The 25937-nt window shown below is 64.1% G+C and carries 22 protein-coding genes; 15 read left to right on the top strand and 7 right to left on the bottom strand.

What is annotated here, in order from left to right; all coding sequences use genetic code 11:
* The first annotated feature begins 172 nt into the window (after positions 1-172).
* The 15 genes from eutH to ACUXVH_RS23830 all read left to right on the top strand — a co-directional run bounded on the left by eutH (position 173) and on the right by ACUXVH_RS23830 (position 14207).
* Positions 173-1453 carry an ethanolamine utilization protein EutH gene (gene eutH / locus ACUXVH_RS23900; RefSeq protein WP_011063688.1) on the top strand — a complete coding sequence of 427 codons (1281 nt, stop codon included), beginning with the start codon at positions 173-175 and terminating at the stop codon, positions 1451-1453.
* 25 nt (positions 1454-1478) lie between these two features.
* Complete coding sequence (locus ACUXVH_RS23895) at positions 1479-2915, top strand: ethanolamine ammonia-lyase reactivating factor EutA (RefSeq protein WP_065363616.1); 1437 nt, start codon at positions 1479-1481, stop codon at positions 2913-2915.
* Between the two features lie 29 nt (positions 2916-2944).
* The gene (locus tag ACUXVH_RS23890; RefSeq protein ID WP_065363615.1) at positions 2945-5140 is read left to right on the top strand and encodes an ethanolamine ammonia-lyase; all 2196 of its coding nucleotides are present in this window, start codon (positions 2945-2947) and stop codon (positions 5138-5140) included.
* Between the two features lie 51 nt (positions 5141-5191).
* Positions 5192-6586 (top strand): ethanolamine ammonia-lyase subunit EutB, encoded by a 1395-nt coding sequence (locus tag ACUXVH_RS23885; RefSeq protein ID WP_065363614.1) that lies wholly within the window; start codon positions 5192-5194, stop codon positions 6584-6586.
* A gap of 11 nt (positions 6587-6597) precedes the next feature.
* Positions 6598-7422, top strand: coding sequence for an ethanolamine ammonia-lyase subunit EutC (gene eutC, locus ACUXVH_RS23880; protein WP_015637181.1), 825 nt, complete (start codon positions 6598-6600; stop codon positions 7420-7422).
* 106 nt (positions 7423-7528) lie between these two features.
* Positions 7529-7987, top strand: coding sequence for a GNAT family N-acetyltransferase (locus ACUXVH_RS23875; RefSeq protein ID WP_065363613.1), 459 nt, complete (start codon positions 7529-7531; stop codon positions 7985-7987).
* A 242-nt stretch (positions 7988-8229) separates the two neighbouring features.
* Complete coding sequence (locus ACUXVH_RS23870; protein WP_011063694.1) at positions 8230-8886, top strand: DedA family protein; 657 nt, start codon at positions 8230-8232, stop codon at positions 8884-8886.
* A 5-nt stretch (positions 8887-8891) separates the two neighbouring features.
* Positions 8892-9704: a M90 family metallopeptidase gene (locus tag ACUXVH_RS23865; protein WP_015637182.1), complete on the top strand. Its 813-nt coding sequence runs from the start codon at positions 8892-8894 to the stop codon at positions 9702-9704.
* A 217-nt stretch (positions 9705-9921) separates the two neighbouring features.
* Positions 9922-10449 (top strand): inorganic diphosphatase, encoded by a 528-nt coding sequence (ppa, locus tag ACUXVH_RS23860; RefSeq protein WP_011063696.1) that lies wholly within the window; start codon positions 9922-9924, stop codon positions 10447-10449.
* A 15-nt stretch (positions 10450-10464) separates the two neighbouring features.
* A complete protein-coding gene (locus ACUXVH_RS23855; RefSeq protein WP_077934844.1) occupies positions 10465-10854 on the top strand; it encodes a hypothetical protein in 390 nt (129 codons plus the stop codon).
* A gap of 52 nt (positions 10855-10906) precedes the next feature.
* On the top strand, positions 10907-11383 hold the full coding sequence (locus ACUXVH_RS23850) for a hypothetical protein (RefSeq protein WP_015637184.1): 477 nt from the start codon (positions 10907-10909) through the stop codon (positions 11381-11383).
* A 138-nt stretch (positions 11384-11521) separates the two neighbouring features.
* Entirely contained in the window at positions 11522-12010 is a 489-nt protein-coding gene (locus ACUXVH_RS23845; RefSeq protein WP_073698979.1) for a GGDEF domain-containing protein, read from the top strand.
* Between the two features lie 156 nt (positions 12011-12166).
* Complete coding sequence (locus ACUXVH_RS23840; RefSeq protein WP_011063715.1) at positions 12167-12538, top strand: hypothetical protein; 372 nt, start codon at positions 12167-12169, stop codon at positions 12536-12538.
* A 10-nt stretch (positions 12539-12548) separates the two neighbouring features.
* Positions 12549-12998: a DUF3828 domain-containing protein gene (locus ACUXVH_RS23835; RefSeq protein WP_445496074.1), complete on the top strand. Its 450-nt coding sequence runs from the start codon at positions 12549-12551 to the stop codon at positions 12996-12998.
* A gap of 126 nt (positions 12999-13124) precedes the next feature.
* The gene (locus ACUXVH_RS23830; RefSeq protein ID WP_065363612.1) at positions 13125-14207 is read left to right on the top strand and encodes a dienelactone hydrolase family protein; all 1083 of its coding nucleotides are present in this window, start codon (positions 13125-13127) and stop codon (positions 14205-14207) included.
* Between the two features lie 33 nt (positions 14208-14240).
* On the opposite strand, the gene nirK is transcribed toward ACUXVH_RS23830, so the two are convergent.
* The 7 genes from nirK to ACUXVH_RS23795 all read right to left on the bottom strand — a co-directional run bounded on the left by nirK (position 14241) and on the right by ACUXVH_RS23795 (position 25669).
* Positions 14241-15329 carry a copper-containing nitrite reductase gene (nirK, locus tag ACUXVH_RS23825; protein WP_065364702.1) on the bottom strand — a complete coding sequence of 363 codons (1089 nt, stop codon included), beginning with the start codon at positions 15327-15329 and terminating at the stop codon, positions 14241-14243.
* A 113-nt stretch (positions 15330-15442) separates the two neighbouring features.
* A complete protein-coding gene (locus tag ACUXVH_RS23820) occupies positions 15443-16261 on the bottom strand; it encodes a YfaP family protein (RefSeq protein WP_011063718.1) in 819 nt (272 codons plus the stop codon).
* A 3-nt stretch (positions 16262-16264) separates the two neighbouring features.
* Entirely contained in the window at positions 16265-17908 is a 1644-nt protein-coding gene (locus ACUXVH_RS23815) for a DUF2300 domain-containing protein (RefSeq protein ID WP_065363611.1), read from the bottom strand.
* Position 17909: 1 nt separating this feature from the next.
* A complete protein-coding gene (locus ACUXVH_RS23810; protein WP_019092775.1) occupies positions 17910-22487 on the bottom strand; it encodes an alpha-2-macroglobulin family protein in 4578 nt (1525 codons plus the stop codon).
* Positions 22484-23143 carry a DUF1175 domain-containing protein gene (locus tag ACUXVH_RS23805; RefSeq protein ID WP_015637191.1) on the bottom strand — a complete coding sequence of 220 codons (660 nt, stop codon included), beginning with the start codon at positions 23141-23143 and terminating at the stop codon, positions 22484-22486. The genes ACUXVH_RS23810 and ACUXVH_RS23805 overlap by 4 nt, the downstream gene beginning before the upstream one ends.
* A complete protein-coding gene (locus ACUXVH_RS23800) occupies positions 23128-24840 on the bottom strand; it encodes a DUF2138 domain-containing protein (protein ID WP_015637192.1) in 1713 nt (570 codons plus the stop codon). The genes ACUXVH_RS23805 and ACUXVH_RS23800 overlap by 16 nt, the downstream gene beginning before the upstream one ends.
* 37 nt (positions 24841-24877) lie before the next feature.
* Positions 24878-25669 carry a YfaP family protein gene (locus ACUXVH_RS23795; RefSeq protein WP_065363610.1) on the bottom strand — a complete coding sequence of 264 codons (792 nt, stop codon included), beginning with the start codon at positions 25667-25669 and terminating at the stop codon, positions 24878-24880.
* Between the last annotated feature and the right edge of the window lie 268 nt (positions 25670-25937).

The raw sequence follows: 25937 nt of genomic DNA, 5'->3' as shown, positions 1-25937 counted from the left end.
CCTCCCGGCGGCCCAGGCCGCCGGGAGGCCTTTTCGCGGCCTTGCCGCACAGGTTCACCTGCTCTGATCCGGTGCCGACGGCTTGCCGGACGGGACACTGCTGTCGGAAGTTCTGCGCCAAACCAGTCGTGCACAGACCCTGCTTGAAAAACAATAACAAGGGACAAACGCAATGGATCAGATCGGCAACTACGTGCTCTACCTCATCATGCTCTGCGCCGTACTTGGCGCCTTCGCCGCCATCTATGACAGCGAGCGAGGCCTGGGCAAGGAATTCATGGAAGGCATTCACGCCACCGGCTACATCTTCGTGCCGGCCGCGGGCATCATGGCCTCCATCCCCTATCTCACCGTGGTCATCGAAACCGTCTTCGGACCGTTCTTCAATTCCCTGGGAGCCGATCCGGCCCTGGCGGCGACCATGATCATCGCCTCGGACATGGGCGGCTATCAGCTGGCCTCGGCCCTGGCCGCCAGCAAGGAAGCGCTGGTAATGGCGCTGATCACCGGCTTCATGGGTGGCGCCACCATCGTCTTCTCGATCCCCATGGGCCTGGCGATGCTCGACAAGCGCGACCACAAGTACATGGCCCTGGGGATCATGTCCGGGATCCTCACCATTCCCGTGGGCGTAATGATCGCCAGCCTGATCCTGGCCTTCAGCAACCCGCAGGTACGCGAACTGGTCAGCACCAGCGGCGAAGCCAGCTACCAACTGGCCCTGGGCCTGGGCAGCATCTTCGCCAACCTGCTGCCGATCCTGATCTTCGTCGTGGCCCTGGCCCTGGGCCTGCGCTTTTTGCCGGACATGATGATCAAGGGTTTCATCATCTTCGGCCGGGCCATGGACGCGGCGATCAAGCTGGTACTGGTGTTCTCCATCGTCGAGTATTTCACCGGGGCCTTCTCCGCGGTGTTCGGCGGCTGGGGCTTCCACCCGATCATCGCCGACGCCGAGGACCAGACCCGCGCCCTGGAAACCGCCGGCTACATCGGCATCATGCTGGCCGGCGCCTTCCCCATGGTCTACCTGCTGCGCAAGTACCTGGGCAAGCCCCTGGAAAACCTCGGCGGCAAGATCGGCCTCAGCGCGGTAGGCAGTGCCGGTATGCTGGCCACCATCGCCAACATCCTGGCCATGTTCCGCCTGGTGCGCTTCATGCCGCCCAAGGACAAGGTGGTGAACATCGCCTTCGGTGTCTGCGCCGCCTTCCTGCTGGGGGACCACCTGTCCTTCACCGCCAACTTCCAGCCGACCATCATCCTCCCGGTATTGATCGGCAAGATCAGCGCCGGCTTCGTCGCGGTGGGACTGGCCTATTGGCTGTCGGTGCCCAAGGCCCTGCAACTGGAAGCCCAGGACCGGGCTGCCGGAATCATCGGCGAAGGCGAGTACCTGGGCGGCACGGCCCTGGAAACCCCGGAACCGGCAGGCCAGAAGGCCACGGCCTGACTCCGGCGCGGCGAGGAACGCCTGCATGCAAGCCTTCACCGGCGGCGCCCAGGTCTTGCTGCTGGGGCTGGACTTCGGGTCCACCACCAGCAGCGTGCTGATTGCCCAGGCCAGCCTCAGCAGCCACTGCATCACCGGGCGCATGGCCCTCAACGAACCCCGGGTGCTATTTCGCGGCGACCCGGTGTTCACGCCCTTCAAGGATGAGGTCATCGATGAAGCCGCGATCCGCGGCCTGATCGAAACCTGGCTTGAACAGGCGGACGTGCGCCCGCAGCAGTTGTTTTCCGGCGGGGTGATCATCACCGGGCTGGCGGCCCGGCGGCACAACGCCCAGGCCCTGGCGCAACTGGTGGGGCAACTGATCGGTAACGCACTGATCACCCGTGCCGACGATGGCGGCCTGGAGTCCTGGCTGGCGTTCATGGGCAGTTGCTCGGCCCTGAGCCGCTTTCACGCGCAGCAGCCCATGCTCAACCTGGATATCGGCGGTGGCACCACCAATGCCGCCTGGGGCCTGGAGGGCAATGTGCTGGCCAGCGGTTGCCATTTCATCGGTGCCCGGCACCTGCAATTCGAGCCGGGCAGCTATCGGCTCAGCGGAATGTCGGAGTTCGGCCGGGCCCTGCTCGATCACCTGGCGATTGGCAAAACATCCGGGCAACTCCTCGACAGCTCACAACTGCAGGCCGTGCTGGATTGGTACATCGACGCCCTGCTGGCGCTCGTGGCGGGGGACCGAGCGTTCTTCGCCAGCCCGCTGGGCCGGTTGACGGAGCAACTGCCGCTGAACCTGCCGGCTCACGAACCTGATGTGGCGCTGACCTTTTCCGGTGGCGTCGGCGAGTTGCTGTATCGGCACTTGCAGGGTGAAACCCTGCCCGGCACCACCCACTACGGCGACCTGGGCATCGACCTGGCCCTGGCCATTGCCCGCCAGCCGCGGCTGGTGCGTGACGCCCGCCACCTGGTCCCGGAAAACCGTGGCCGGGCCACGGTCTACGGGCTGACCCTGCACAACACCGAAATCTCCGGCAGCACCTTGTTCCTGCCCCGGCCCGAAGCACTGCCGCTCAAGGACCTGCCCATCGTTGCCCGTCTATCGGTGCGCGCCTCCCGGCAGCAACTGGAGGCGGCCCTGGAACTGGCCCTGAGCAGCCGCGACGGTGCCTGCCTGCAATTGCTCGATGGCGGCCAGGCGCCGGGCCTGGAAGAAATACGCCACCTCGGCGCCCTGCTATGCCGGGCCCTGGGCACTGCCCGCCCGGCGCCCCAATGGCCGCTGGTGCTGCTGTTGGAGAGCAACGTCGGCAAGGTCCTGGGCAACTACGCCACGGATTGGGGGCGCAGTTCTTGCAACCTGATCGTCATCGACGAAGTACGTGAACGCTCGGCGCACTTCATCAATCTGGGAACACCCCATCAGCACATAGTGCCCGTCGCCTTTTACGGTGTGCACTGATGCCGATGCCGGCCAAGGAGAGTCTTGCCATGTCACTCACCGAACTGCAGCACATCCGCCTTCCCGTCGTCCCGGCCGAACGTGGCTACAGCACCCGGGTGCTGGATCGCCAGATCGCCTTCGAAAGCCTCAAGGCGGTGCTCGGCGCCGCCGACATCAGCAAGGCCGGGGACCGTGTGGCGGGGCTGGCCGCCGTGGATGAAATCACTCGCGAAGCAGCGCGCAAGGTGCTCTCGGAACTGACCCTGGATCACTATTTCCAGCACCCGCTGACCGACCGCCACGGCCATATCGACAGTGTCATGCAGGTCAACTACGACATCGACCACGAAGTGTTCGGGGAAATCGCCCCTCTTACCCTGGGCGCCCTGAAAGATCGCCTGCTGCGCAGCCACGGCACCGAAATACGCCGCATCGGCCGCGCCCTGACCGGGGTAATGGTGGCCGCCCTGGCCAAGCTGCTGGATGTGCATGAACTGATCCTGCTGTCGAAAAAGCTCAAGAGTGGCGCGGCCGCCAAGGCCCGAACCCTGGTGGGCCTGCCCGGGACCCTGTCGTCGCGCCTGCAGCCCAACCATCCCACCGACAACCTCAGCGGCATCACCCTGCTGGTCTACACCGGCCTGAGCATGGGCTCGGGGGATGCACTGATCGGCCTCAACCCGGCCATCGACACCGTGGACAACATCAGCGCCACGCTCCACCACCTGGACAAGCTGCGCCGGGAAACCGGAGCACCCACCCAAATCTGCGTGCTGTCCCATATCAAGACCCAACTGGCCTGCCTCGACCAGGGCGCTCCAGTAGAGATCATGTTCCAGAGCCTGGCGGGCACCGAACGTACCCTGACCGACGAGTTCGACGTTACCGTGCAACTGCTGGACCAGGCCTGGCAGACCATGGCCGAGCGCGGCCCGCTGCGGGACGTGGCGGAAAACTTCATGTACTTCGAGACTGGCCAGGGCAGCGAGCTGACCTACGGCAAGCACGAAGGCATCGACATGACCACCTGCGAAGCCCTGTGCTACGGGCTTGCCCGGCGCTACCGGCCGTACATGGTGAACAACGTCACCGGCTTCATCGGCCCGGAAACCCACCTCGACAACTTCGAGATGACCTACTCCTGCCTGCAGGACCAGTTCATGGGCAAGTTGCTGGGCCTGCCCATGGGCATGGCCCCCTGCTACACCCTGCACTCGCAAGTGACCCTGGAAGGCCAGCAGATGGCCACCGAGTTGCTGACCGCGGCCGGGGCCAACTTCTTCATGGACGTGTACCTGAGCACCGACCGCATGCTCGCCTACTTCGACACCAGCGCCCACGACAACCAGACCCTGCGCGAGGTGCACGACCTGGCACCAGCCCCGGAATACCTGCGCTGGGCCCTGGGCAAGGGGATTTTCCAGGAAGACGCCCACGGCAACGTGGAACGCGGGCCGAACTGGGGCAACCCGAGGATTTTCTGCCAGTCGGACATCGACTTCCAGCGCCTGCTGGAATCCACCCCGGCCACCTACGGCTTCGACAACGCCGGGCCGCGCCCGGCCAACAGCGTGTCGCGTACTGTGCGCGCCAACCTGGCAGTGGCCCGCGAGGCAATCTACGTCGACTTGCGCCCCACCGAAATCGGCGCCATTCCCCTGCGTGAGTTGCGCACCGCTGCCCCGGACAAGCTGGCCCATCTGCAAGACCCGGAGCTGGGCGCGCGGCTGACCGAGGAAGTGCTGCGGCGCCTTAAACCGGAATACAACGACGTGCAGATCGTGATTTCCGACGGCCTCAGTGCCGAGGCCATCCACCACAACATTCCCGAGCTGCTGCCGGTGCTGCTGGACGGCTTGCACAGCCGCGAGCTGCGCATCGGCCAGCCGATCCTCGCGCCCTATGGCCGGGTCAAGCTGGCGGAGTCGGTGGGCGAGGCCCTGCAACCCCAGCTGATCATCGTGCTGATCGGCGAGCGGCCCGGCGGCGATGCCCTGGCCTCACGGAGCATGTCCGCCTACCTGGGCTACCGCCTGCCGGACGAGCAGGCGCGCCGCGCCGCCGCCCAGTTCAGCGGCAATGCCGACATTCGCTATGAATACACCGTGATCTCGAACATCTACAGCGGTGGCCTGCCGCCGCTGGAAGGCGGCAGCCTGGTGGCGGAAAAGGCCTTTGCCATCCTCCATCACCGGGCTGCCGGCAACCGTCTGGAAAACCTGCTGAAGAAGGTGGCATCCTGATGATCCGCCAGCACTCGGCAACGCCCCTACATCGTTGAAACGGAGACTGAGATGGCCCAATTTTCCCACAGCGTAGGTTCTCAGACCTATCGCTTCGACAGCCTCAAGGACGTCATGGCCAAGGCCAGCCCGGCCCGTTCCGGCGACTTTCTGGCCGGGGTTGCCGCCCTCAACGACGGCGAGCGGGTTGCCGCCCAGATGACCCTGGCGGATATCCCCCTCAAGCACTTTCTCGAAGAGGTGCTGATTCCCTATGAGTCCGACGAAGTCACCCGGCTGATCATCGACACCCATGACCGCGAGGCCTTCGCCACGGTCAGCCACCTGACCGTGGGCAGCTTTCGCGACTGGCTGCTCAGCGACGCCGCCGACGAACAGAGCCTGCGGGCCCTGGCGCCGGGCCTGACCCCGGAAATGGCCGCCGCGGTGTCGAAGATCATGCGCGTGCAGGACCTGATCCTGGTGGCGCAGAAGATCCGCGTGGTGACCAAGTTTCGCGGTACCCTGGGGCTGCGTGGACGCCTGTCCACCCGCCTGCAGCCCAACCACCCCACCGACGAGCCGGCGGGCATCGCCGCAAGCATTCTCGACGGCCTGCTGTACGGCAACGGCGACGCAATGATCGGCATCAACCCGGCCACCGACAGCATCGCCTCGATCTGCGCCATGCTGGAAATGCTCGACGCCATCATCCAGCGCTACGAGATCCCCACCCAGGCCTGTGTGCTGACCCACGTCACCACCTCCATCGAGGCGATCAATCGCGGCGTGCCCCTGGACCTGGTCTTTCAATCGATTGCCGGCACCGAAGCGGCCAATGCCAGCTTCGGCATCAACCTCAACGTGCTCCAGGAAGGCTACGAGGCGGGCCTGAGCCTGAACCGCGGCACCCTGGGGCAGAACCTGATGTACTTCGAGACCGGCCAGGGCAGCGCCCTGTCGGCCAACGCCCACTTCGGCATCGACCAGCAGACCTGCGAAACCCGCGCCTACGCCGTGGCCCGGCACTTCAAGCCGTTCCTGGTCAATACCGTGGTCGGCTTCATCGGCCCCGAGTACCTGTACAACGGCAAGCAGATCATCCGTGCCGGCCTGGAAGACCACTTCTGCGGCAAGCTGCTGGGCGTGCCCATGGGCTGTGACATCTGCTACACCAACCACGCCGAAGCCGATCAGGACGACATGGACAACCTGCTGACCCTGCTGGGCGTGGCAGGAATCAACTTCATCATGGGCATCCCCGGGTCCGACGACATCATGCTCAACTACCAGACCACGTCCTTCCACGACGCGCTCTATGCCCGGCAGACCCTTGGCCTGAAACCCGCTCCCGAATTCGAGCAATGGCTGGCCAGGACCGGCATCTTCACCCAGGCCGACGGCAAGGTGCATTTCGGCAACAACCTGCCGCCGGCTTTCCGCCAGGCGCTGGCCCAGTTGGGATAAGGAACAGGCTCATGCAAAAACACCCGACCGATTCGCAGAACCCCTGGCTGGAACTGCGCCGCCTGACTCCGGCACGCATTGCCCTGGGCCGTACCGGCACCAGCCTGCCCACCGATGCTCAACTGGACTTCCAATACGCCCACGCCCAGGCCCGGGACGCCGTGCACCTGCCCTTCGACCACGCCGGCCTGAGTGCCCAATTGGCCGAGCGCGGCCGTGACAGCCTGCTGCTGCACAGCGCCGCCACCGACCGCCACAGCTACCTGCAACGCCCCGACCTGGGACGCCGGCTCAGTGAAGACTCGGCCCAGGCCCTGCGCGACTATGCCAGCGCCCATCCCGGCGGGTTCGATCTGGCAGTGGTGGTAGCCGATGGCCTGTCGGCCCTGGCGGTGCATCGCCATACCCTGCCATTTCTGGCACGCATGGAGGAACAGACCGCCGCCGAAGGCTGGTCGCTGTCGCCCGTGGTGCTGGTGGAACAGGGCCGGGTGGCGGTGGCCGACGAGGTCGGGCAACTGCTGGGGGCGAAGATGACGGTGATCCTGATCGGCGAACGCCCGGGGCTCAGTTCCCCCGACAGCCTGGGGCTGTATTTCACCTACCAGCCGAAAATCGGCCTCACCGACGCCTATCGCAACTGCATCTCCAATGTGCGCCTGGAGGGCCTGAGCTACGGCATGGCCGCTCACCGCCTGCTCTACCTGATGCGTGAAGCCTGCCGCCGCCAACTGTCGGGGGTGAACCTCAAAGACGAGGCGCAAGTGCAGACCCTGGACAGCGACGAGCCGGCAGATATGAAGGGCAACTTCCTCCTGGGCCCGCCCCAAGCGTGATTTTGCAAGACGATTGCGCTTTTTCGCCGCTTTGGGCAGCATCGCAACACGGCTGCCCGAGTCATCCAACCTGTGCCGTCACATCCACTTGAAGTTGAGAGCCACCATGCGGATTACTCAAGCAACCCTCGAGCACCTGGATCTGTTGACCCCCTTATTCGTCAAATACCGCGAATTCTATGGCGCACTGCCCTACCCGGATTCGTCCAGGGCCTTCCTGGAAAAACGCCTGCGGCGCAAGGAATCGGTGATCTACCTGGCCCTGGCCGACGACGACAGCAACAAATTGCTGGGCTTCTGCCAGCTGTACCCGAGCTTTTCCTCCCTCTCCCTCAAGCGTGTGTGGATTCTCAACGATATCTACGTTGCCGAAGACGCCCGGCGCCAGCTGGTGGCGGACAACCTGATGCGCACCGCGAAGAAGATGGCCAAGGAAACCAACGCCGTGCGCCTGCGGGTGTCCACCAGCAGCAACAACGAAGTGGCACGCAAAACCTACGAGTCCATAGGTTTTCGCGAAGATACCGAGTTCAAGAACTACGTCCTGCCCCTCAGCGACGACTGACTCTGCAGACAGCGGCCCCAGGGCCGCTTTGGTATTTCCGCCCCTGACCCGCGCCCTCCCGGCAACCTACCAAGCACCGGCCAAGCCGAAACGCCCCGCTACAATCTGAACACGCATTTCACTTGTCAGCCCTTATAATGCCGACCTTTTCGGATCGTAAGAAAAGCTACACACCCCTGTAGTCCCTTTCTCCGAGTCATCGCACAGGCCTGCCGAGCCAGGCTGTCATCACAGGTGCCCCAATGGATTTCAACCCGATCGACCTAATCCTTCATCTCGACGTTTATCTCGACATGCTGGTGACCAACTACGGGCCCTGGATCTACGCCATCCTGTTCCTGGTGATTTTCTGTGAGACGGGCCTGGTGGTAACCCCCTTCCTGCCCGGCGACTCCTTGCTGTTCATCGCCGGCGCGGTGGCCGCAGGCGGCGGCATGGACCCGGTGCTGCTGGGCGGCCTGCTGATGCTGGCGGCGATCCTTGGCGACAGCACCAACTATGTGATTGGACGAACGGCAGGGGAAAGGCTGTTCAGCAACCCCAACTCGAAGATCTTCCGCCGCGACTACCTGCAGAAAACCCACGATTTCTATGAAAAGCACGGCGGCAAGACCGTGACCCTGGCGCGCTTCCTGCCGATCATCCGCACCTTCGCGCCCTTCGTCGCCGGCGTGGCGCGCATGCCTTACCCACGGTTCTTCGCTTTCAGCGTGGCCGGCACCATCCTCTGGGTCGGCGGCCTGGTGACCCTGGGCTACTTCTTCGGCAACGTGCCCTTCATCAAGAAAAACCTCTCGCTGCTGGTGGTGGCCATCATCCTCCTGTCCCTGGTGCCGATGATCATTGGCGTACTGCGCAGCCGTTTTGGCCGCAGTACCGAAAAAGCCGAAACCCGCTAAGCACCATGTGGTCTCTCAGCGCCTGGCGCCGCAAGCGCCGGCTGGCCAGGCACCCGGTCAGCGATGAAACCTGGCAGCGGGTACGCCAGCACCTGCCCTTCCTCGACGGCATCAGTGCCGCCGAGGACCAGTGGCTGCGCGAGGCCAGCGTGCTGTTTCTCGACGACAAGCACCTCACCGCCCTGCCCGGGGTCGAGCTGCACCAGGAACAGCGCCTGCTACTGGCGGCCCAGGCACAGCTGCCGCTGCTGCACCTGGGGGACCTGAACTGGTATCAGGGCTTCCACGAAATCATCCTTTACCCCGACGACTTCCTCAGCCCGCAACGCCATCGCGACGCCAGCGGTATCGAGCACGAATGGGATGGCGAGCACAGTGGCGAAGCCTGGCAGCAGGGGCCGGTCATCCTCGCCTGGCCCGGAGTCCTGGCCAGCGGTGGCTGGGAAGCCTACAACCTGGTGATCCACGAACTGGCCCACAAGCTGGACATGCTCAACGGCGACGCCAACGGCCTGCCGCCGCTGCACAGCGACATGCGGGTCAGCGAGTGGGCGCAAGTGATGCAAAGCGCCTACGACGACCTCAACCACCAGTTGGACCGCAATCCGGACGCAGAAACCGCCATCGACCCCTACGCCGCGGAAAACCCGGCGGAATTCTTCGCCGTCACCAGCGAATACTTCTTCAGCGCCCCGGACTTGCTAGTGGCGGCTTATCCGAAAGTCTATGCACAACTACAGCTGTTTTATCGGCAGAATCCACTGGCCCGGTTACAGCAACTTCAAGCAGAAGATCCGGTCTATCAAACGCACCACTAATGTCCTGTCGCGCTATTTAAGCTGTTCATCTGAAGACCGGTTACCTGACAACCAGGCCGCCGGTCGCTCGGCAAACCCGAACACGCCCGCGACACAGTACAACCAAGGTTCTACGACCCTTGGCACGTGGCATCGGTAGCGGAGTGTGTCTATAATCGCCGCCACTTTTTGGTCAATCCGGCCAAGTCATTTGGTCAACTAACGGGGGCAACGCCCAATGAGCTACAGCAAGATTCCGGCGGGCAAAGACCTGCCGAACGACATCTACGTCGCTATCGAAATCCCGGCCAACCACGCGCCGATCAAGTACGAAATCGACAAAGACAGCGACTGCCTGTTCGTTGACCGCTTCATGGCCACCCCGATGTTCTACCCGGCCAACTACGGCTTCATCCCCAACACCCTGGCTGACGACGGCGACCCCCTCGACGTACTGGTCGTGACCCCTTACCCAGTAGCGCCAGGCTCGGTGATCCGTGCCCGTCCAGTGGGCATCCTGAACATGACCGACGACGGCGGCGGCGATGCCAAAGTGATCGCGGTACCACACGACAAGCTGTCCCAGCTGTATGTCGACGTGAAGGAATACACCGACCTGCCAGCCCTGCTGCTGGAACAGATCAAGCACTTCTTCGAGAACTACAAAGATCTCGAAAAAGGCAAGTGGGTGAAGATCGACGGTTGGGGCAATGCCGATGCAGCCCGCGCCGAGATCCTGAAGTCGGTTGCGGCCTACAAAGGCTAAGAAGCAACTGCGCGCTTGGAGCAACAAGCTTCAAGAAAGAGCCCCGGTCATCCGGGGCTTTTTTATGCCTGCACGCAGCACCGGTTGCCTGCTGGCGCCGGCTTGCCGGTGAACCGCTTTCTCGGCCGACCACGCATCCAGCAACATATTCTTCGCACTTTTTACTGCTTCAAGGCCTCTGGAACGCGCTTCGCACTGGGAATTCCCGGCGAATATGCGTATGCTGCGCCCCACATTTGCGCATCGACCCTTCAAGCGGTCAGAGCGCCTGACGAAGCGGATGACTTTCTCGCCCAGTCCCACAGCCAGCCGCAAGAGCTGGGTGTACGTTTTGAAGGCTGGTGCGGTTTACCAAAAATGAACCAAGCCAGTCCCCGAGAAGCCGGCCACAAGCCGGCTTTTTAATGCCTGGAACCCGGGCACGGGAAGGACCGGCCACTCCTACAGCAGGTGCAGGATGCACGACCTACGCAGCTTTGCAGCTCCCACAAGATCCCCTGCGGTGAATTTTCAGCCCCTGCGGCGAGCCATCAACGGTGCATTGCTGGCGGCGCTGACAGCCCTTGGCCTTTGCGGGTGCGTGGGTGCCTGGATGGATATGCCCGAAAGGCAAGTCACCAAGACCGACGCTCACCAAACGCTGGTGGGCCACTCCATGACCCCGGTCATCACCCGCACGCAGAAGAGCCCCGCCGAACGCCAGTGGTGCGGCACCACCGTTTTGCTCGTGATCCTGCCAATCCCGCTGAAACTGCCGGTTTGCGAGTCCTACAGCGCCACCTCGTACGGCAACGATATAAACGGCGCCGAAGCTGCGTTGCTGTATGTGAACCAGAAAGTCAGTTCGGACTTCTACGCCTGTGGCCCATTCATGTTCCTCGGGCCAATCGCGCACGGTTACCAGGGCAACGCGCTTTGCGGGAGGTTCCGCTAGGCCCTTCCCTCCTTGGCCCCCACACCAAGACCCTCACGTTCTCGCTACAATCCCGCCCATTGATGGCAATTCGCCCGCTCTGCAACGGCCGGCTTCGACTCCTGCCCCTTGAGCGCGACGTTAACGAGAATTCCGGACATGGCCCTGCGCATCCCCACCCTGCTCGTAGTCTCGGTGTTCATTTTCTTTCTGATGAGCCTGCTGACCTTCCACGCCTGGCTACGGGAAACCCGTGAGCGGCCACTGGCTTATCTGGGCGGCATGATGCTGCTGGCGGCGGTGGGCGTGGTGCTGGTCGCATTCAGCCAGGTGCTTGCAGAAACCCTGGGTACAAAAGACGTATTTGCCCGCATTGGCGGTGAAGAGTTCGCCTGCCTCCTGGCCGCGACCGATGAGCAGGCCGCAGTAACGGTAGCCGAGCGGGTTCGCCAGGCTTTTGCCCGCTTGCCTCTGCTGGAACCCGGGCTGCTCAGCGTCAGCATCGGTGTGGTCAGCAGTGAAACCCGGGGCTACGACCTGCCGCGCCTGTTGTCCCTGGCCGACGAAGCCCTGTATGACGCCAAGCACCAGGGGCGCAACCGAGTGCACAGGGTATCGCGCAGCGCCCTGGAGTTGCAGCCGGACTGAACGGCCAGGCCGCCTGGCTCCTGCGTGGTTTTGCCAATCAGCGGGATAACTGTGATACGCCCCCCAAAGGCGGCAAATAAGGCACTTAGCCAGTATTTCCGGAGCCCTTGGGCAAGAATAAACTCGCCGCTCTCCAGGACTCTCGGATGACAAGGAATGTGGAATAAAGAAGCCGCTATCAGTCACTTGAACGCTCACGCTCACGCCGGTAGTACGGGGCGCTGTGCGGCCTATACTCGCCAGGCGATCGAAGCCGGTGGCGGTGGGGTGATTCTGCACAGGAAGCACTCGGCCAAGGACTTCGGCTCATCATTGACTTCTGCCGGTTTCATCGAACAACCGGCCGGCCAGACGCCCGCAGCGGGCGATGTGGTGATCATCCAGCCCATTCCCGGGCACCCCCACGGTCACATGGCGATGTTCAACGGCACACTCTGGGTGTCAGACTTCAAGCAACTGCACGGTTTCTACCCGGGGCATTCCTACCGGGTGCAGAAACCTGCCTACAAAATCTATCGCCATCCGTAAGGGGTCCTCCATGAGAATGCTGTTCTGCTCGCTTCTGGCAGCGGTCGCGATGCATCAGTCGGTCGCCCTGGCCGACTGCGCCAGTTCGCCAAAGCCCGCAACCCAGGCGTTTTATAGCTGGTACCTGCAAACCTTCAGCGAAGACAAGGATCCGTTGACCGACAACGTGGCGGAAATGAAGAAGTACGTCTCCGACTCGCTGATCACCAAGATCAAGAAACAGATGGCCAGCCCCGACGGCCTGGAAGAGGACTACTTCCTCAAGGCCCAGGACTACATGGATGAGTGGCTGACCCAGATCAAGGTCAGCGAACCACAAGTCCAGGGCTCCAGCGCCAAGGAGCAAGTGACGTTGGGCTACACCCCGGACACCACCCAGATCGTCGATGTGCGGATGATCAAGGACAAGGGCTGCTGGAAGATCGATGAAGTGATTTCCACCGCCGACCAGAGCGATTGACCTACCGCTTCGGCGCTGACTCCGGCCACAGCGCGGGTCGTCCATCCGGGCGATCCGCCATGCTAAGCTGCGCGCCGTTTCGGGCAACGGCCCGGGACCTCCTTCACTGAAAAAGGACTCTCAGTCATGTCGTTGCCGGCCGCAGTACGCCTGCCCCTGTCATTTCTCTCGCTGTTCAGCGTTCTCAGCCTCAGCAGTTCCTGGGCCCATGCCGATGCGCAACAGGACGTCGCCAAGGGGCGCTGGCAAGGCCTGGCCGGCATGGCCAACCTGTACCTGGACGAAGCCACGCCAGCGGATTTCATCGAGGCCGGGGACAATGAGAAGAGCCAGCACGACAACTACGCCGGCGCCCTCGCCTATTACCTGACCGCTGCCCGCCTCGATCCGAAGAATGCCTACGCCTCCTACCAGGCCGCCGGCAGCCTGGCGGCCATGGACAAGAACAAGCGCGCCGCCGAATACCTCGACCAGGCCCGCGAGCGTGGCTTCTGGCAGCTGGTGCTGCTCAAGGAAGACGACGAACTGGAGTCGTTGCAGCAGGACCCGGCCTACAAGAAGCTGCTGCAGGCCGCCGAGAAGAACTACCCGGCCAAGGCCAGGGATGCGGGCCTTGCGGCCTTCAGCATTCCCCAGGGCAAGGCCCCGAGCGAGGGCTGGCCGGTAGTGGTCTGGCTGTCGGGGTTCGGTACCGAAGGCAGCGACGGCATCGACATGCGCACGGACCTTGTGGGGGAAAAAGCCGTGCTGGTGGGCATCAACGGCACTCTCAAGCGCGACGAGCACCAATTCATGTGGCAGCAGCATTCGGTAGCACCGACCGAAGAAGCGGTCAGCGCAACGCTGAAGAAACTGGAAAAGCAGACCCGTATCGATCGCTCGCGCATCGTCCTGATGGGTTTCTCCCAAGGTGCCGAGCACGCCTCGCACCTGATCGCCGAGTACCCGCAGCATTACAGCGGCGCGCTGCTGCTGTCACCCGGCGGCTACCGGATTCCCTTCGGCGAAACCAAGGCCCGGGACAAGCGCATCGTCATCGTCCATGGCGCCAAGGAGCACGAGAGCAACCAGAAGCTCACCGCCGCCACGCAACAGGCCCTGGAACCCGGAAACCAGGTCCAGAGCCATGAGCATGAGCAAGGCCATACCTTCCAGGACGACTGGCGCCAGGTGTATCCGGGCTACCTGAAGTTCGCCCTGAACCTCTGATGCCAGGTGCCGGGGCTTGAGCCCCGGCTGCTATCACTTGGCCGGAGTCATGGGCCCGGGGGCCTTTACCTGGGTCATCAGGTCATCGTCCCACTGCCCCTCGACCTTGACCTGAGCCAGGGCCCCCAACTCCATGGCCTCGATCAGGTTGTGGTTGAGGTACACGTAGGTGCCCGGCTGCTTGAAGGTGTAGAGCGCCGCCAGGGCGGAACCGCCGGGGATGAACCAGGTCTCCAGGTTGCGTTGCGGGGCGTTGGCGAACTTGCCGGTGGTCCAGACCCAGTCGCCATGGCCGCCGATCAGGTGCGGACGGCTGTCGCGGTTGGCCTGGGAGTGGATGAACAGCACGCTTTCGCCGACCTTGGCGGTCAGGCCGTTGGCTCCGGTCAAGGCGCCGACACGGCCGTTGAACACCACGTGGCTCGGGGTCAGGGTACGCATCACTTCACGGGTGTCCTGGTAGCTGGAGGCCAGGTCCGGGTAGCTCTTGTAATGCCCGTCCTTGTCCTTGGGGATGTACAGGTCGAACTCGCCGATGGTGTAGGCCCGGTCATAGTGCAAGGGCTTGCCGGCAGGGTCCTGCAAGCCTTCGCGCGGCAGCACCATCAAGGTCCCGCTCATGCCCGAAACCACGTGCCAGGGCACCATGCCCGGCGGCGCGCAGTGATAGACGAAGGTCCCGCTGCGGTCAGCCTTGAAACGCAGCACTACTTCCTGCCCCGGCAGCACCTGGGTCAGGGCCGCACCGCCCAGGGCACCGGTGGCCGCATGGAAGTCGATGTTGTGGGGCATGCTGTTGCTGGCCGGATTGCTCAGGGTCAGCTCGACGTAGTCACCCTCGTGCACCACCAGGGTCGGCCCCGGCATGGAGCCGTTGAAGGTCATGGCCTGCAGGGTGGTGCCCTGATCGTCCACCACCATCTTTTTCTCTTCCACGTTCATGCGGAACTGCACGACCTTCGGCGGCCCGCTGACAGCCTGCTCATGAGCATGCACCTGGGGCGGCGCCACCAGGTCCACCTTGACCCGCTGCAAACCGTCGGCGCCCGCGGCCAACACCAGGCTGGAGGCACAGCTTCCGGCCACTACACAGCACTTCAACCACGATTGAAAAGCACCCATGTTCTGCATTTCCCTGCCAATGAATGGTGATTCATTGCAAGGCAAACACCGGGGGCCCGTATTGTCTCAGGGCAATGAACGGATGGCCGGGAAAGCGCATCCGTTGAGCCCGGTCATGGATAACTGAAACTGCGCACCAGGGTCAGTTCCCCGGGAGCGCGCATCGGCACCACAAAGGTCTCGCTCTTTTCATCCGGCGTGCCTTCCTCGGTAATCACTGTGACCTGGGCGGTGGTCAGGGGCTGCACGGCATTTTCCTGGCCGCCGTCTTCATCGTCGTCACTGCGATAACCGCCACCGTAGTAGTTCACATAGACCAGGTACTGGCCCTTGAGCGGCGCCGGCATGGAGAAGATCTCCGGGCCGTAGCCCGTGGTCACGTCCACATCCAGGGTCGCGCCGTTGGGAGCCACGCGGTCGCCGTACCAGATGTGCGCGCCGTCCGGGGTTACCAGGTGCAGGTCGAGGTCGGTGTTGTCGCTGTCCCAGGACAGCAGCACGCGCAACTTGGGCGGGGTCACCCCACCGCCGGTGTTGAGAAACTGCACGCGCTGGCGCTGCTGGCCATCCGGGCTGCGCACTTCGACGCTGTTGCTGCCGTTGGGGAAGGCGTACGGCCGGTCGAAGCTGCCTTGCTCATCGAACTTGAGCGGCATGCTGACGCCATTGACGATCAGCTTGCCGGGCTCTTTGTTCGCCTTGGGCGCACCCTTGATCTGCCCGCGAATACGCGCGGTATCGGCCTGGCCCTGGGGGGTATTCACCGAGGAGGCCGGGTAGTTGACCTCCTGAATGTACTGTTCACCATCCATGGCTCGAGTGCGCCAGCCGCCCTTGGGGGTGTCGAGCTGGATGCCGCTGTCGGCCAGGGCCATGGGCAGGCTGAACATTCCACAAAGGAACAGGAGGACCGGGGGAGCAGGAAGTTTCATGGCCTATTCCAATAAAAGATGACGGGCGAGCCCTTCGATGTAGGTTTCATCCTGGCCGTTGGGATGAGCTTCAAAGGCCAGGTGCAGGTATTCGTGAGTCAGGTCGAGGCGGTCTTGCAGCGAGAGCACGCCCCGCACATAGATGCGTTGCCGTTCACGGTCGACGTAGGGCCGGCCGAAACTCAGGCGGCACACGGCGAACTGGCTGATTTCGTTGTAGCCGATCTCTTGCTCCAGCGGTTGGCGCCAGCGCCGGCGCTGCTGCAGCAGCCACTCCTGGGCCGCCGGCAAGGGTTCGCAGGAGGCCACGGGGTTGTCCCAGCGGCTGAGGCTGGCCCGGGGATAGGCGTGCAGCAGGATGGCGTCGTAGCGTTGCCCGGACCGGGCCTGCTCCACGGCCTGTTGCCAGGACAGTTTGTCCGGCGCCTTCAGGTCCGAGTGATAGGTGACTTGAGTGCCGGCCAGCACCAGGTCGCTGGTCCAGGCGGCAATGGCCCGGGCCTGGGCAGTGGCCGGGCGCGGCGCGACCCGCTGGCGGTTGCTGCTGTCGTCGATGCTCAGGCATTCGCCGCTGCGCCCGGCGTTCTGCAACAGGTAGGTACGGATGGCCACGGCCAGCGCCTTGGCGGCCTCCACTGGCTCACTGGTGGCTTCGCGCTGCAGTACCCGAGCGACATATTCCTCACGGTCCAGGCGCGCCACCAGTCGCTGGGCCGCAGGGTCTTGCTGCAGGAACAGCTCGCCGGCGCTGTGGATATCCAGCTGGTTACCGTTGGCAAACTCCACCCGGTAATCCCCTTGCAAGGCACCCGGTTTAGCCGGCTGGCCGCCCTGGCTGACGCTTTTGAGCGGGTAGCGGGAAAACAGGCTGACCTCCACACAGCGGCCTTTATCCACAGGCGGGTTGTCCGGCAGTTCCTGGTTCAGGGCCTGGGCGTAGTCCTTCAACACCCGTTGGCTGGTGCCACGCCCGCCCACCCACAGCGGTGTGCCATCCACCAGCCAGCCGGCAAAACCACCCTGGCGCGACTGCGGGTCCTGATCCGCCAGCCAGCTCCAGGTCTTGACCCGCAAGCGCCCGCCCAAGGCGCCCACTACTGCGCCGTCGGCGGCATTGAGCACCACATCCAGCAGCACGCGCCGGGCCGTGTCCCGGGCCGGCAACAGCGCCAGCACCTGCAGCAGCTCCGCCACCGGGACCCGGGTCTGGGGCTGCAGCTGGTTGAGGTCCTGCAACCAGTCGGGAGCGTTGCGGGCCCGCCAGTAATGGCGCCAGTCAGCGGCGGACAGTTGCAAGCGCTGGGGCTCGAAATACAAACCGCAGGAACGTACCAGCGCCTGATCACGGGCGATGCTGGCACCCACCGCACAGCAGTAGACCTCTTCCTTGGACTTGCCCTGGCAGGCATAGGCCGGCTCCTGGGCGCCGGTGTCCACCAGCCAGGCGTAGACAAAGAGTTTCCAGACACTGCCCAGGGGCGCTTGCAGATCCTTGGGCAACGGCTCGCGAGACAGAACCTGGGTCTTGCTCAGGCTCACCAACTCACTGTCCGGGGCGTTTTTCCAGGCCAGGCGCAGGGGCTCGTCCTGGGCCGTCACCCACCCAGGAAGCAAACACAGACATAGCCAGGCCCAGCACCGCACCATGTTATTTGACCGTGACCTGACCCAGGGCCGGGGTGCGTTCCTGAGCCTGATGCTCCGGTGCGTACACCTGGTAGAAACGTGCCGGCGGCAGATTGAACTGGCCTTTCTGGGAGAAGCGAACCAGATGGCGCAGGCGCACTTCGCTGCCGTCGTTCAACGCATCCAGCGGCACCGCGTAGCTCATCTGCCCCGGTTCGGAGCGAGCCTTCTCCAGGGACGCCGCCTCCGTACCGGCCGGGCCGGCCAGCTTGATGCCCCAGGTGGTGCGCTCGACATCGGCGCCCGGCGGCAGCGGCACTTCCAGCATGCCGTACAGCAGCGGCCGGTTGCCTTCGTTGGCGATGATCACTTCGTCCAGGTACAGGCCGTCACTGGCGATCGGCTTGTTGCCCACCGGTTCCAGCTTGAAGGTGAAGGCTTCGTCCCCCGGCACCAGGCGCAACAGGCGGCGGGTGATGTTCACCGGCGACGGCGTGCCCATGTCCAGCTTGCTCAGGTAGCTCACCGACGCCCGCAGCGGACGTTCCGGCACAGAGCCCAGGGCCAGTACCGTCGGCACCTGCGCCCCTTGCCACTGCCAGTAGCTTTCACCGCTGGCGCCCTGGCGCTGTTGCCAGCCCTGCCCCGGGTTCAAGGCCACCGCCGGGGTCGACTGGGCGATGCTGCGCTGCAACCAGGTCAGGGCCAGGGCCCGTTCCAGGGTCGATTGCGACGGCAGCAGGCGTTGCAGCAAGGCACGCGCCGCGCCTTGGTCGAACGGTTTGAGCGACAGGCTCAGGGCCTGGGTGAACGGCTGGGAGCTGATATCCAATTGCTGCTGCGCCGCTTCCAGTTGGGCGACGAACGCCGCGGGTGGCGTGACCTTGGCATCCCGCGCCAGGGCCGCGGCCAGCACCCGGGCGCTGGCCAGGCCGAGGGCCGAATCCGGATCGTCCATCACCAGGCTGTCGCTGCCGTTGTCCTGCATGCTGGCTGCCGGGCCGCTACCGGCCTTGGCCAGGTCGTCCATCAGGCCGCTGACCAGGGTGTTGATCGGCAGTTTCATTTCACGGGCGAACGACAGGATTAGCGCCCGTTGCAGCAACGGCGTATTGCCAGCCTGCTTGGCGTAGACCTCCAGCACCCGCTGCCAGTGCTCCGGCGGCAGGTTCAGGTCCAGCACCTTGCTCGCATTCCAGTCGGCGTAATAGGCGTAGGCGGTGAGGAAGGCATCCGGCTCGGCATCTTCGCCCCACCAGGTGAATGCCGCTTCCGGCCCGGCCATGTGCACCAGGCGCAGACGGCTGTTCTGCATCATCAGCCGCAGCCGGTCGCGGATCTGCGGATTGCTGGCCAGCGCCGGGTAGGCAACGCTCAGCGGCAGCAACTGGCTGGCGGTCTGTTCGACGCCGCCATACGGGTATTCCAGCAGGTCATCCAGGGCCGAACGGAACAGCGCTTGCGGGCTGTCGTCCAGGCGCAGGCGAATGTCCGCAGCATCGGCCGGCAGGCCCAGCGGCGTGCTGATGGTGACCACGTCCAGGCTCTGGGTCTGCACGCTCTGCCAGCCGGCCGCACTGCTCACCAGGCGCACCGCCAGGGCATCCACGGTCTTGCCGCCCTGCACCAGCTCGGCGCTCCACTCGCCATTGCCCGGGGCAATGGCCGGCAGCGCCACATAGTTGATCCCGCTGTTGAGGGTCAGCGGCAGGCGCTGGGACTCACCGGCGTAATGGATCACCAGTTCGGCCTTGGTGGGTTGTTCGGACTGGCTGAAGGCGAATACCCCCAGGTCCGGCTTGTCACCCGTGCGGAAGCGGGTCGGACCGCTCCACTTCAGGTACAGGGCCTTGTCGGAACGCACGAACTGCTTTTTCTGCCCCACTTGGCCATCATCGGCGATGGCCCGGGCAGTGATGCGCCAGCGGGTCAGGGAATCCGGCATGCGGAAGGTGAAACGCGCCTTGCCGCTACCGTCGGTGACCAGCTCAGGCTGCCAGGCAGCGGTGTCGACGTCTTCGCGCCGCGGACGCTCCAGTACCTTGACCCCGCGTTCGCTGCGGTTGGCCTTGCCCGGGGCGGTGGGGCTGCCCGGCAGGGCCACGTCGTAGCTGATGAACGACAGGCTGGCGCTGGTGCGCACATTGTTGCGCCGCGGGTGGTAGAAGAACTGGTCGATGCTCGGCGCCACTTCCGGTTGCAGGGCGTAGACCATTTCGTCCACCACGCTGACCGTCAGGTGTGCGGGCACCGGCTTGCCGGCGAACTGGGTAGACAGGTCGACGGTGACCATGTCACCCGGCTGGTATTTGTCCTTGTCGGTATGGATGGCCACATCGATCTGCGGCGTCAGCACCTTGATCCCGGCGTTCTGGAAGCTGTACTCGCCGCCCTTGGTGTAGAGCACGGAAAAGGTCAGGTTCGGCGCAAAGCCGTCCTTCACCGGCACCCGGGCGCGGTATTGGGTGGGGCTGAGTTTTTCCACCTTGAGCCAATCGCCGCCCTTGGACAGCAGCGCCGTGGCCTCGACCTTGTCCCGCTCCAGGGACAGCAGGGCGTCGTTGATCGGCTCCGGGAAGGTGATCAGCGCCAGGGCTTCGTCACCAGCCTTGTACTCGGGCTTGTCGAGGACGATTTCCACGGTGCCCGGCACCGCTTTCACGCCCTCGCCAGTGACCGAGTGGCTGGTGCCGCCCAGTACACGATCGTGCTCGTCGCGCAGGGTCAGGTTGTAGGTACCGGGGCGCTCGAAGGCCAGGGCGAAACCGCTGTCGGCGGCAGCCAGCTTGCCCTCGCCGGTGGACTGGTCCTCCATGCGCACCCAGCCGTAGCGGCTCGGCTTGACGTTCTTGCTCTGCTCGCTGGTGTTCTGGTTGGCGTAGCTGAACTGCACCTTGTCGCCGGCCGCGCTGAAACGCTGCGGCGCGCTGAGGCTGAAGCTCGCCGCGCCACGCTCGATGAGGATTTCCTTGGTGGTCTTGACCCGATACGCAGCGCCATCACTGGCGAATACGGTGAGCATGTAGCGGCTGGGCTTGTCCGCCGCCGGCAGGTCGAGGGTCGCACTGCCCTTGGAATCGGTGGTCAGTTCGGCGCTGGTCAACTCCACCGGGAACTGGCCCATGTACTGCAGTTCGTTGTCCACCATGGACAGCTGCTGGGCCCGCAGGCTCAGTTGCAGGCGAGCGTTGGCCACCGGTTTGCCGTCGGGGTAGAGCAGCACCAGGTTGCCCTTCACCGGCTCGCCGGTCTTGAAGTCCGGCTTGGCCAGGGCCAGGGAAACCTCAAAGTGCGGCTTGATGTACTCGGCCACGCGGAAGGCGCTGCTGTAGACCTGGCCCTTGTAGCCAAAACGCAGCTCATAACCACCGGCCACGGCATTTTCCGGCAGTTGGAAGCGGCCCTGGGCGCCGGACTTGGAATCCAGGTTCAGGGTCATGTTCTGCAGGGCGGTGCCGGCGGCATCCAGCACGCTGACGTTCACCGTGCCGGCACCCGGCTGTACCGAGTCCCGGGCGTTCTTGAACTCGCGACCGACGATCTTCAGCGATACCCAGTCCCCGGGGCGATACAGCGGCCGGTCGGTGAAGGCATACAGTTTGGTGTCGTAGATTTCGCTGTCGTAATAGAAGTTCTCGGAGACGAACACCCCGCCTTCCTGGTCTTCGCCGATCACGTAGGAGCGCTCGGGGCTGACGTGCTTGAGGCGCACCAGGCCCTGTTCGTCGGTGGCGCCGCTGTTCATCACGCCGAGGCCGTCGGTCCACAGCACATTGACCTTGGGCACCGAGTTGCCTTCATGCTTGCCCGCGGCCCAGACCAGCAGTTCGTCGCCGGCGATCTTGCTCACCGCCACGGTGTTGGAAACAAAGACCATGGTGGTGGCGCGGTACTTGCCCACCAGGGCCTCCACCAGGTACAGGCCGGGCTTGAGCTGCCCCAGCGGGATGTAGACGTTGCCCGGGGCGACGTTGATGAACTGGCTGGAGGAACCGGACAGGTTTACCCCGGCCGGCGGCTGGATCGGCTTGGCCTGCCACAGCGGATAACGGAACTGGGTCACCAGGGGCAGCCCCGGGATCAGGGCGAATTGCGGCTGGGCGTCATACGGCGTCGGCGCCAGCATGGAGTTGCCCACCTTCAGTTCCGGCACCTCTTCGGTGACCTGCTTGCGTGACTCGTAGGAGAAGGCGCGCTGCATCACCCGGCGGGATTTGCGGTACCAGTTGTCCCACAGGTAGGCCAGGGTGTTGGACAGGCCCTCGCCCTTGAACTGGCCGTCGCTGACCACCCGGTGCAGGTTCTTCTGGCGCTTGAGAAAGTCCAGCGGCTGGTCGATCCGGTACACCCGGATGTCCGCGCCGCCATAGGGCTCCATGCGAAAGCGCCGGTAGTCACGGCCCGGGGCTTCGAGGCGCACCATGGCCTGTTCGTCGCTGGCGAAACTGCTGTCGGCCAGGAGGAAGAAACTCTCGCCGGAGACCGCCGCATAGTCGCTGGGCGGCACCGAGTCTTCGGCGTTGACCAGGGCCACGGGGGTGAGCAGGGTCAAGGCCAGGGTCAGGCGAAACAGAAAACGGGACATACGGGATTCGCTCATTGGGTGAGGAAGTTCAGTCGATAGATGCCGATGAAGTTGGGGTTGGCTGAGTCGGGTATCCATCGAGTGTCCTTCCATGTCATCAGTTGCTGCACGCTAGCCGAGCGCATGCCGTTGTCGGTGGGAGTGGTGGTGCCGGTGTGATAGGCGATGTTGCGGCCCATCCAGATCATCAGGTGCTGGTCGTCGCCCTGGTCGAAGAACAACAGGTCACCGGGGCGCGCCTGCCCCAGGTCACGGCTCACCAGATGGCTGTTGAACTGGATCAGCTTGATGGCATTGACGTAGGGCCCGGTCTGGCCGCCGCCCTGCTGCCACTGCTGGGCCAGGCCGCGCTGGCCTTCGCTCAGTTGCAGCTCCGGCGGCAGGTAGCGATTGGACATGCCGTTGGCCCGCAGCCATTTGTTGTCGTGGACCTTGAGCGCTTCGTTGGCGGCAAAGCGCACCAGGCCCGCGCAATCCTGCTGGTACCAGCGCGGGCTCGGGCCCTGGCTCAACTGCTCCTGGGCGATGCGCACGAACCAGGCACGGAACACCTGGGACTGCTGCACGTCCAGGGGCGGAGCCTGGGTCGCGCCCACGGCGCTGCTCAGCAACAAGGCCAACAGGCCAAGGCTGCTCAGACCTTTGCGCAGTGCACTCACAGGGCACGCCATTGCAGGGGCAGCCATTGCCAGTGACCGTCGGGCTCGCTGCCTTCGGGCAGGGTCAAGGCGTACTTGCCATAACCGCCGAGGGTACGCAGCTTGGGCACCAGGTAGGTTTGCGCGGCGTTGTTGAACACCGGCTCCATGTCCTGGGGCAGGCTGTCGAAGGTTTCCTGCTGAATCAGCTGGGCCAGGGACTGCGGGCCCAGGTACACCGGCATCAGTGCATCCTTGGGCACCACGTCCGCCAGGGGCGGGAAGCGCTTGTCCAGGGTGCCCAGGGCCTTGCTCACAAGCTTGTCATCCAGGGAGAAGACCAGGGTCGAGCCATGGCGGGCCAGGCTGACCTGCATGAAGGCGCGACCGGTGATGGTTTGCGGGTCCTTGGCTTCCTTGGCCGGGTACTGGCCGAAGTTGGAACTGACCTGGCGCTGCCACTGGTGCACGTCGCCGTTCTGCTGCTCGACCACCGGGAAGATGCGCTCCGCCACCTTGCTTTCCCGGGTGCCGACCATGGAGCCGAACAGCTTGCCCAGGTCCGCATCGAGCTTGGCATTGTCCTTGTCCTTGAGGCTGGCCACCAGCAGCGGTGTGTACAGCCGCGAGTCGGCGTACCAGCACAGGCCGGCGGTCCCGGCCATGTGCTCGGTCAGGGTGGTGGCCACCGCTTCTTCGGCGCCCAGTTTGACCAGCAACGGCTTCTGCTGCTCCGCCGCCAGGGGCAAGGCTACGCAGGCGCTGGCGCCCATGGGCATGGCCTGCCAGATCGGCTTGAAGTCGAACGCCGGCTGGTTGTCCTGCTCTTGCATGGCCAGGTAGCTGTGCCAGCCCTTGTCGTCCATGTCGAAGCGCAGGCCGGCGAAGTTGGGGATAAAGCGCTGGTAACCCATGGCCAAAACGCTGGAATTGACTGCCAGCCGCTGCTGCACTTCAGGCTTGCGCGCTTCCAGGCCAAAGGCCTCGGGGAACAGTTTGTCGCCGTTGAGCAGGGCCTCCAGGGCGGTGGTGGACACCGCACCATGCTCGTCGTCGGCGCCGGTGGCGGGGTCGTACAGCTTGGCGGGGTTGGACAGCACCACCAGCTTGTCGCCGTGGGAGGCGAATGCCAGGGACCGGCTGGCGTTGTAATTCAACTGGTACAGGGTCACCGCATCGCCACCGACCTTCAGGTCCGCCAGCTTGCTCAACTGGGTGTCATCCAGGGCCACCTTGGCCAGGGGCTCCAGCAGCTTGGCCAGGCCGCCGCGGTCCATCACCAGCAGGAAGTCCTTGAGACGCCCGTCGGCGCCGCGCCACAGCGCCACGTCGGCCGGCTGGTCGAACAACTGCTCGATCAGGTTGTCCTGCAGCTTCAGGTCATGCTCGTAGATGATCCGCCGCAGGCTACCGATCAGGCCCAGGCGGTCGGCGTGGGTCTGGTAATAGAAGACGAAATCCTCGGTCAGGGTTTCCTTGAGGAAAGGCACCGCCAGCAGGTCCTTGGGCAACTGCGCCAGGGAATGGGTTTCCAGCAGCCCATCGGGGCGGCTCAGGCCCAGCTTGTCGCCGGCCAGCTCCGCCACCGGAGTCTTGGGCTTGCAGCCCACGCCGGTGACTGCAGCCGCCACCAGGCACAGGCCCATGACCAGGACCGGCCAGCGCCGCTTGCTGGCGGGTTGTTCAGTACCGGGCACGCCGGCTGCCGGGGATGCTGTGTTTTCGCTCATGATTCACAAAGCCCAATTCATCCGTGGTGCGGGATGTTCAATAGTTGAAAGACTTGACCAGCAACAGGTCGCCGATGGCCCGCATGGGCACGATAAAGGTCTCGCGTTTCTCATCGACGGTGTTTTCGTTAAGGATCAGGTTGATCTGCGAGGTGATCACCTCGTTCTGATTGCTGCCTTCGTCGAAGTTGTATCCGCCGCTGCCGAAGTTGCCCCAGTAGTTCACGTAGATCAGGTAGGTGCCCCGCAGCGGTGCGGTCATGGTGAACATTTCCGGGCCCGGGCCATCGACGCCGTCCGGGTCCAGGCCGCCGCCATTGGTCAGGCCGGGGTGGCCGAAGAAGGCGTGCTGACCGTCCGGGGTAATGATGTGCATGTCCAGCTCGGCCTTGGGATCGTCCCAGCCCAGCACTACGCGAATGCGCGGTGGAGTCTTGTTCAGGTTGGCTTCATAGAACTGCACGCGCTTGAGGGACTTGCCCTCGGAGCTGCGCACTTCGACGCTGTTGGAGCCGGCACCGAACGCATAGGGCCGGGAAAAACGGCCCTGCTCGTCGGTATAGAGATTCAACGGGTTGCCGTTGACCGACAGGCTGTGGGGCTGGCGCAAATGGCCAATGGCCTTGAGCTGGCCTTCGATCAGGGTGCGGTTGCGCTGGATGCCGCGGTCGATGGGCGGCGTCGGATAGGCCACGCGATCCTGCTCGGTGCGGTCCAGCAGGCCGGAATAACGCCAGCCGGCCAGGGGTTCCTGCAGCTCGGCAGAAGGCTCGGCGAATGCCGGCCCGGCCAGCAGCAAGGTCAGCAGAAGGGAGGATAGAGCGCGCATGTAATGCGTCCTGCCATGCATGGGAAAACCCTGGCGCCAGATCCTCGGCGCGGCTGCAAATATTCAGAAAGAGTGCCCGGCAACAAAGGGCGTTGGAAAGGCCGCAGATTAGCGACTTGGCGCCTGTTGCACAATTGCCGAAAAAGGAATTTGCGAGGGAATCGGCAATGCCCTGAACCCCCCGCAGCAAGTGCCATTACAGCGCCATCACCCCCTTCACTCCCGGGAGCAACGCGCGTCGTGAAAACCCCCGCCCCCCCTCCCCCAA

This window comes from Pseudomonas sp. 8(2025), from assembly GCF_052665325.1.
The sequence above is the reverse complement of the archived record's forward strand: the minus strand, read 5'-3'. Positions and strand labels throughout refer to the sequence as shown.

Excerpts from the sequence above, each read along its gene's own strand:
- eutH (WP_011063688.1), top strand. The coding sequence starts at position 173 with ATGGATCAGATCGGCAACTACGTGCTCTACCTCATCATGCTCTGCGCC.
- ACUXVH_RS23895 (WP_065363616.1), top strand. The coding sequence starts at position 1,479 with ATGCAAGCCTTCACCGGCGGCGCCCAGGTCTTGCTGCTGGGGCTGGAC.
- ACUXVH_RS23890 (WP_065363615.1), top strand. The coding sequence starts at position 2,945 with ATGTCACTCACCGAACTGCAGCACATCCGCCTTCCCGTCGTCCCGGCC.
- ACUXVH_RS23885 (WP_065363614.1), top strand. The coding sequence starts at position 5,192 with ATGGCCCAATTTTCCCACAGCGTAGGTTCTCAGACCTATCGCTTCGAC.
- eutC (WP_015637181.1), top strand. The coding sequence starts at position 6,598 with ATGCAAAAACACCCGACCGATTCGCAGAACCCCTGGCTGGAACTGCGC.
- ACUXVH_RS23875 (WP_065363613.1), top strand. The coding sequence starts at position 7,529 with ATGCGGATTACTCAAGCAACCCTCGAGCACCTGGATCTGTTGACCCCC.
- ACUXVH_RS23870 (WP_011063694.1), top strand. The coding sequence starts at position 8,230 with ATGGATTTCAACCCGATCGACCTAATCCTTCATCTCGACGTTTATCTC.
- ACUXVH_RS23865 (WP_015637182.1), top strand. The coding sequence starts at position 8,892 with ATGTGGTCTCTCAGCGCCTGGCGCCGCAAGCGCCGGCTGGCCAGGCAC.
- ppa (WP_011063696.1), top strand. The coding sequence starts at position 9,922 with ATGAGCTACAGCAAGATTCCGGCGGGCAAAGACCTGCCGAACGACATC.
- ACUXVH_RS23850 (WP_015637184.1), top strand. The coding sequence starts at position 10,907 with ATGCACGACCTACGCAGCTTTGCAGCTCCCACAAGATCCCCTGCGGTG.
- ACUXVH_RS23845 (WP_073698979.1), top strand. The coding sequence starts at position 11,522 with ATGGCCCTGCGCATCCCCACCCTGCTCGTAGTCTCGGTGTTCATTTTC.
- ACUXVH_RS23840 (WP_011063715.1), top strand. The coding sequence starts at position 12,167 with ATGTGGAATAAAGAAGCCGCTATCAGTCACTTGAACGCTCACGCTCAC.
- ACUXVH_RS23835 (WP_445496074.1), top strand. The coding sequence starts at position 12,549 with ATGAGAATGCTGTTCTGCTCGCTTCTGGCAGCGGTCGCGATGCATCAG.
- ACUXVH_RS23830 (WP_065363612.1), top strand. The coding sequence starts at position 13,125 with ATGTCGTTGCCGGCCGCAGTACGCCTGCCCCTGTCATTTCTCTCGCTG.
- nirK (WP_065364702.1), bottom strand. The coding sequence starts at position 15,329 with ATGGGTGCTTTTCAATCGTGGTTGAAGTGCTGTGTAGTGGCCGGAAGC.
- ACUXVH_RS23820 (WP_011063718.1), bottom strand. The coding sequence starts at position 16,261 with ATGAAACTTCCTGCTCCCCCGGTCCTCCTGTTCCTTTGTGGAATGTTC.
- ACUXVH_RS23815 (WP_065363611.1), bottom strand. The coding sequence starts at position 17,908 with ATGGTGCGGTGCTGGGCCTGGCTATGTCTGTGTTTGCTTCCTGGGTGG.
- ACUXVH_RS23810 (WP_019092775.1), bottom strand. The coding sequence starts at position 22,487 with ATGAGCGAATCCCGTATGTCCCGTTTTCTGTTTCGCCTGACCCTGGCC.
- ACUXVH_RS23805 (WP_015637191.1), bottom strand. The coding sequence starts at position 23,143 with ATGGCGTGCCCTGTGAGTGCACTGCGCAAAGGTCTGAGCAGCCTTGGC.
- ACUXVH_RS23800 (WP_015637192.1), bottom strand. The coding sequence starts at position 24,840 with ATGAGCGAAAACACAGCATCCCCGGCAGCCGGCGTGCCCGGTACTGAA.
- ACUXVH_RS23795 (WP_065363610.1), bottom strand. The coding sequence starts at position 25,669 with ATGCGCGCTCTATCCTCCCTTCTGCTGACCTTGCTGCTGGCCGGGCCG.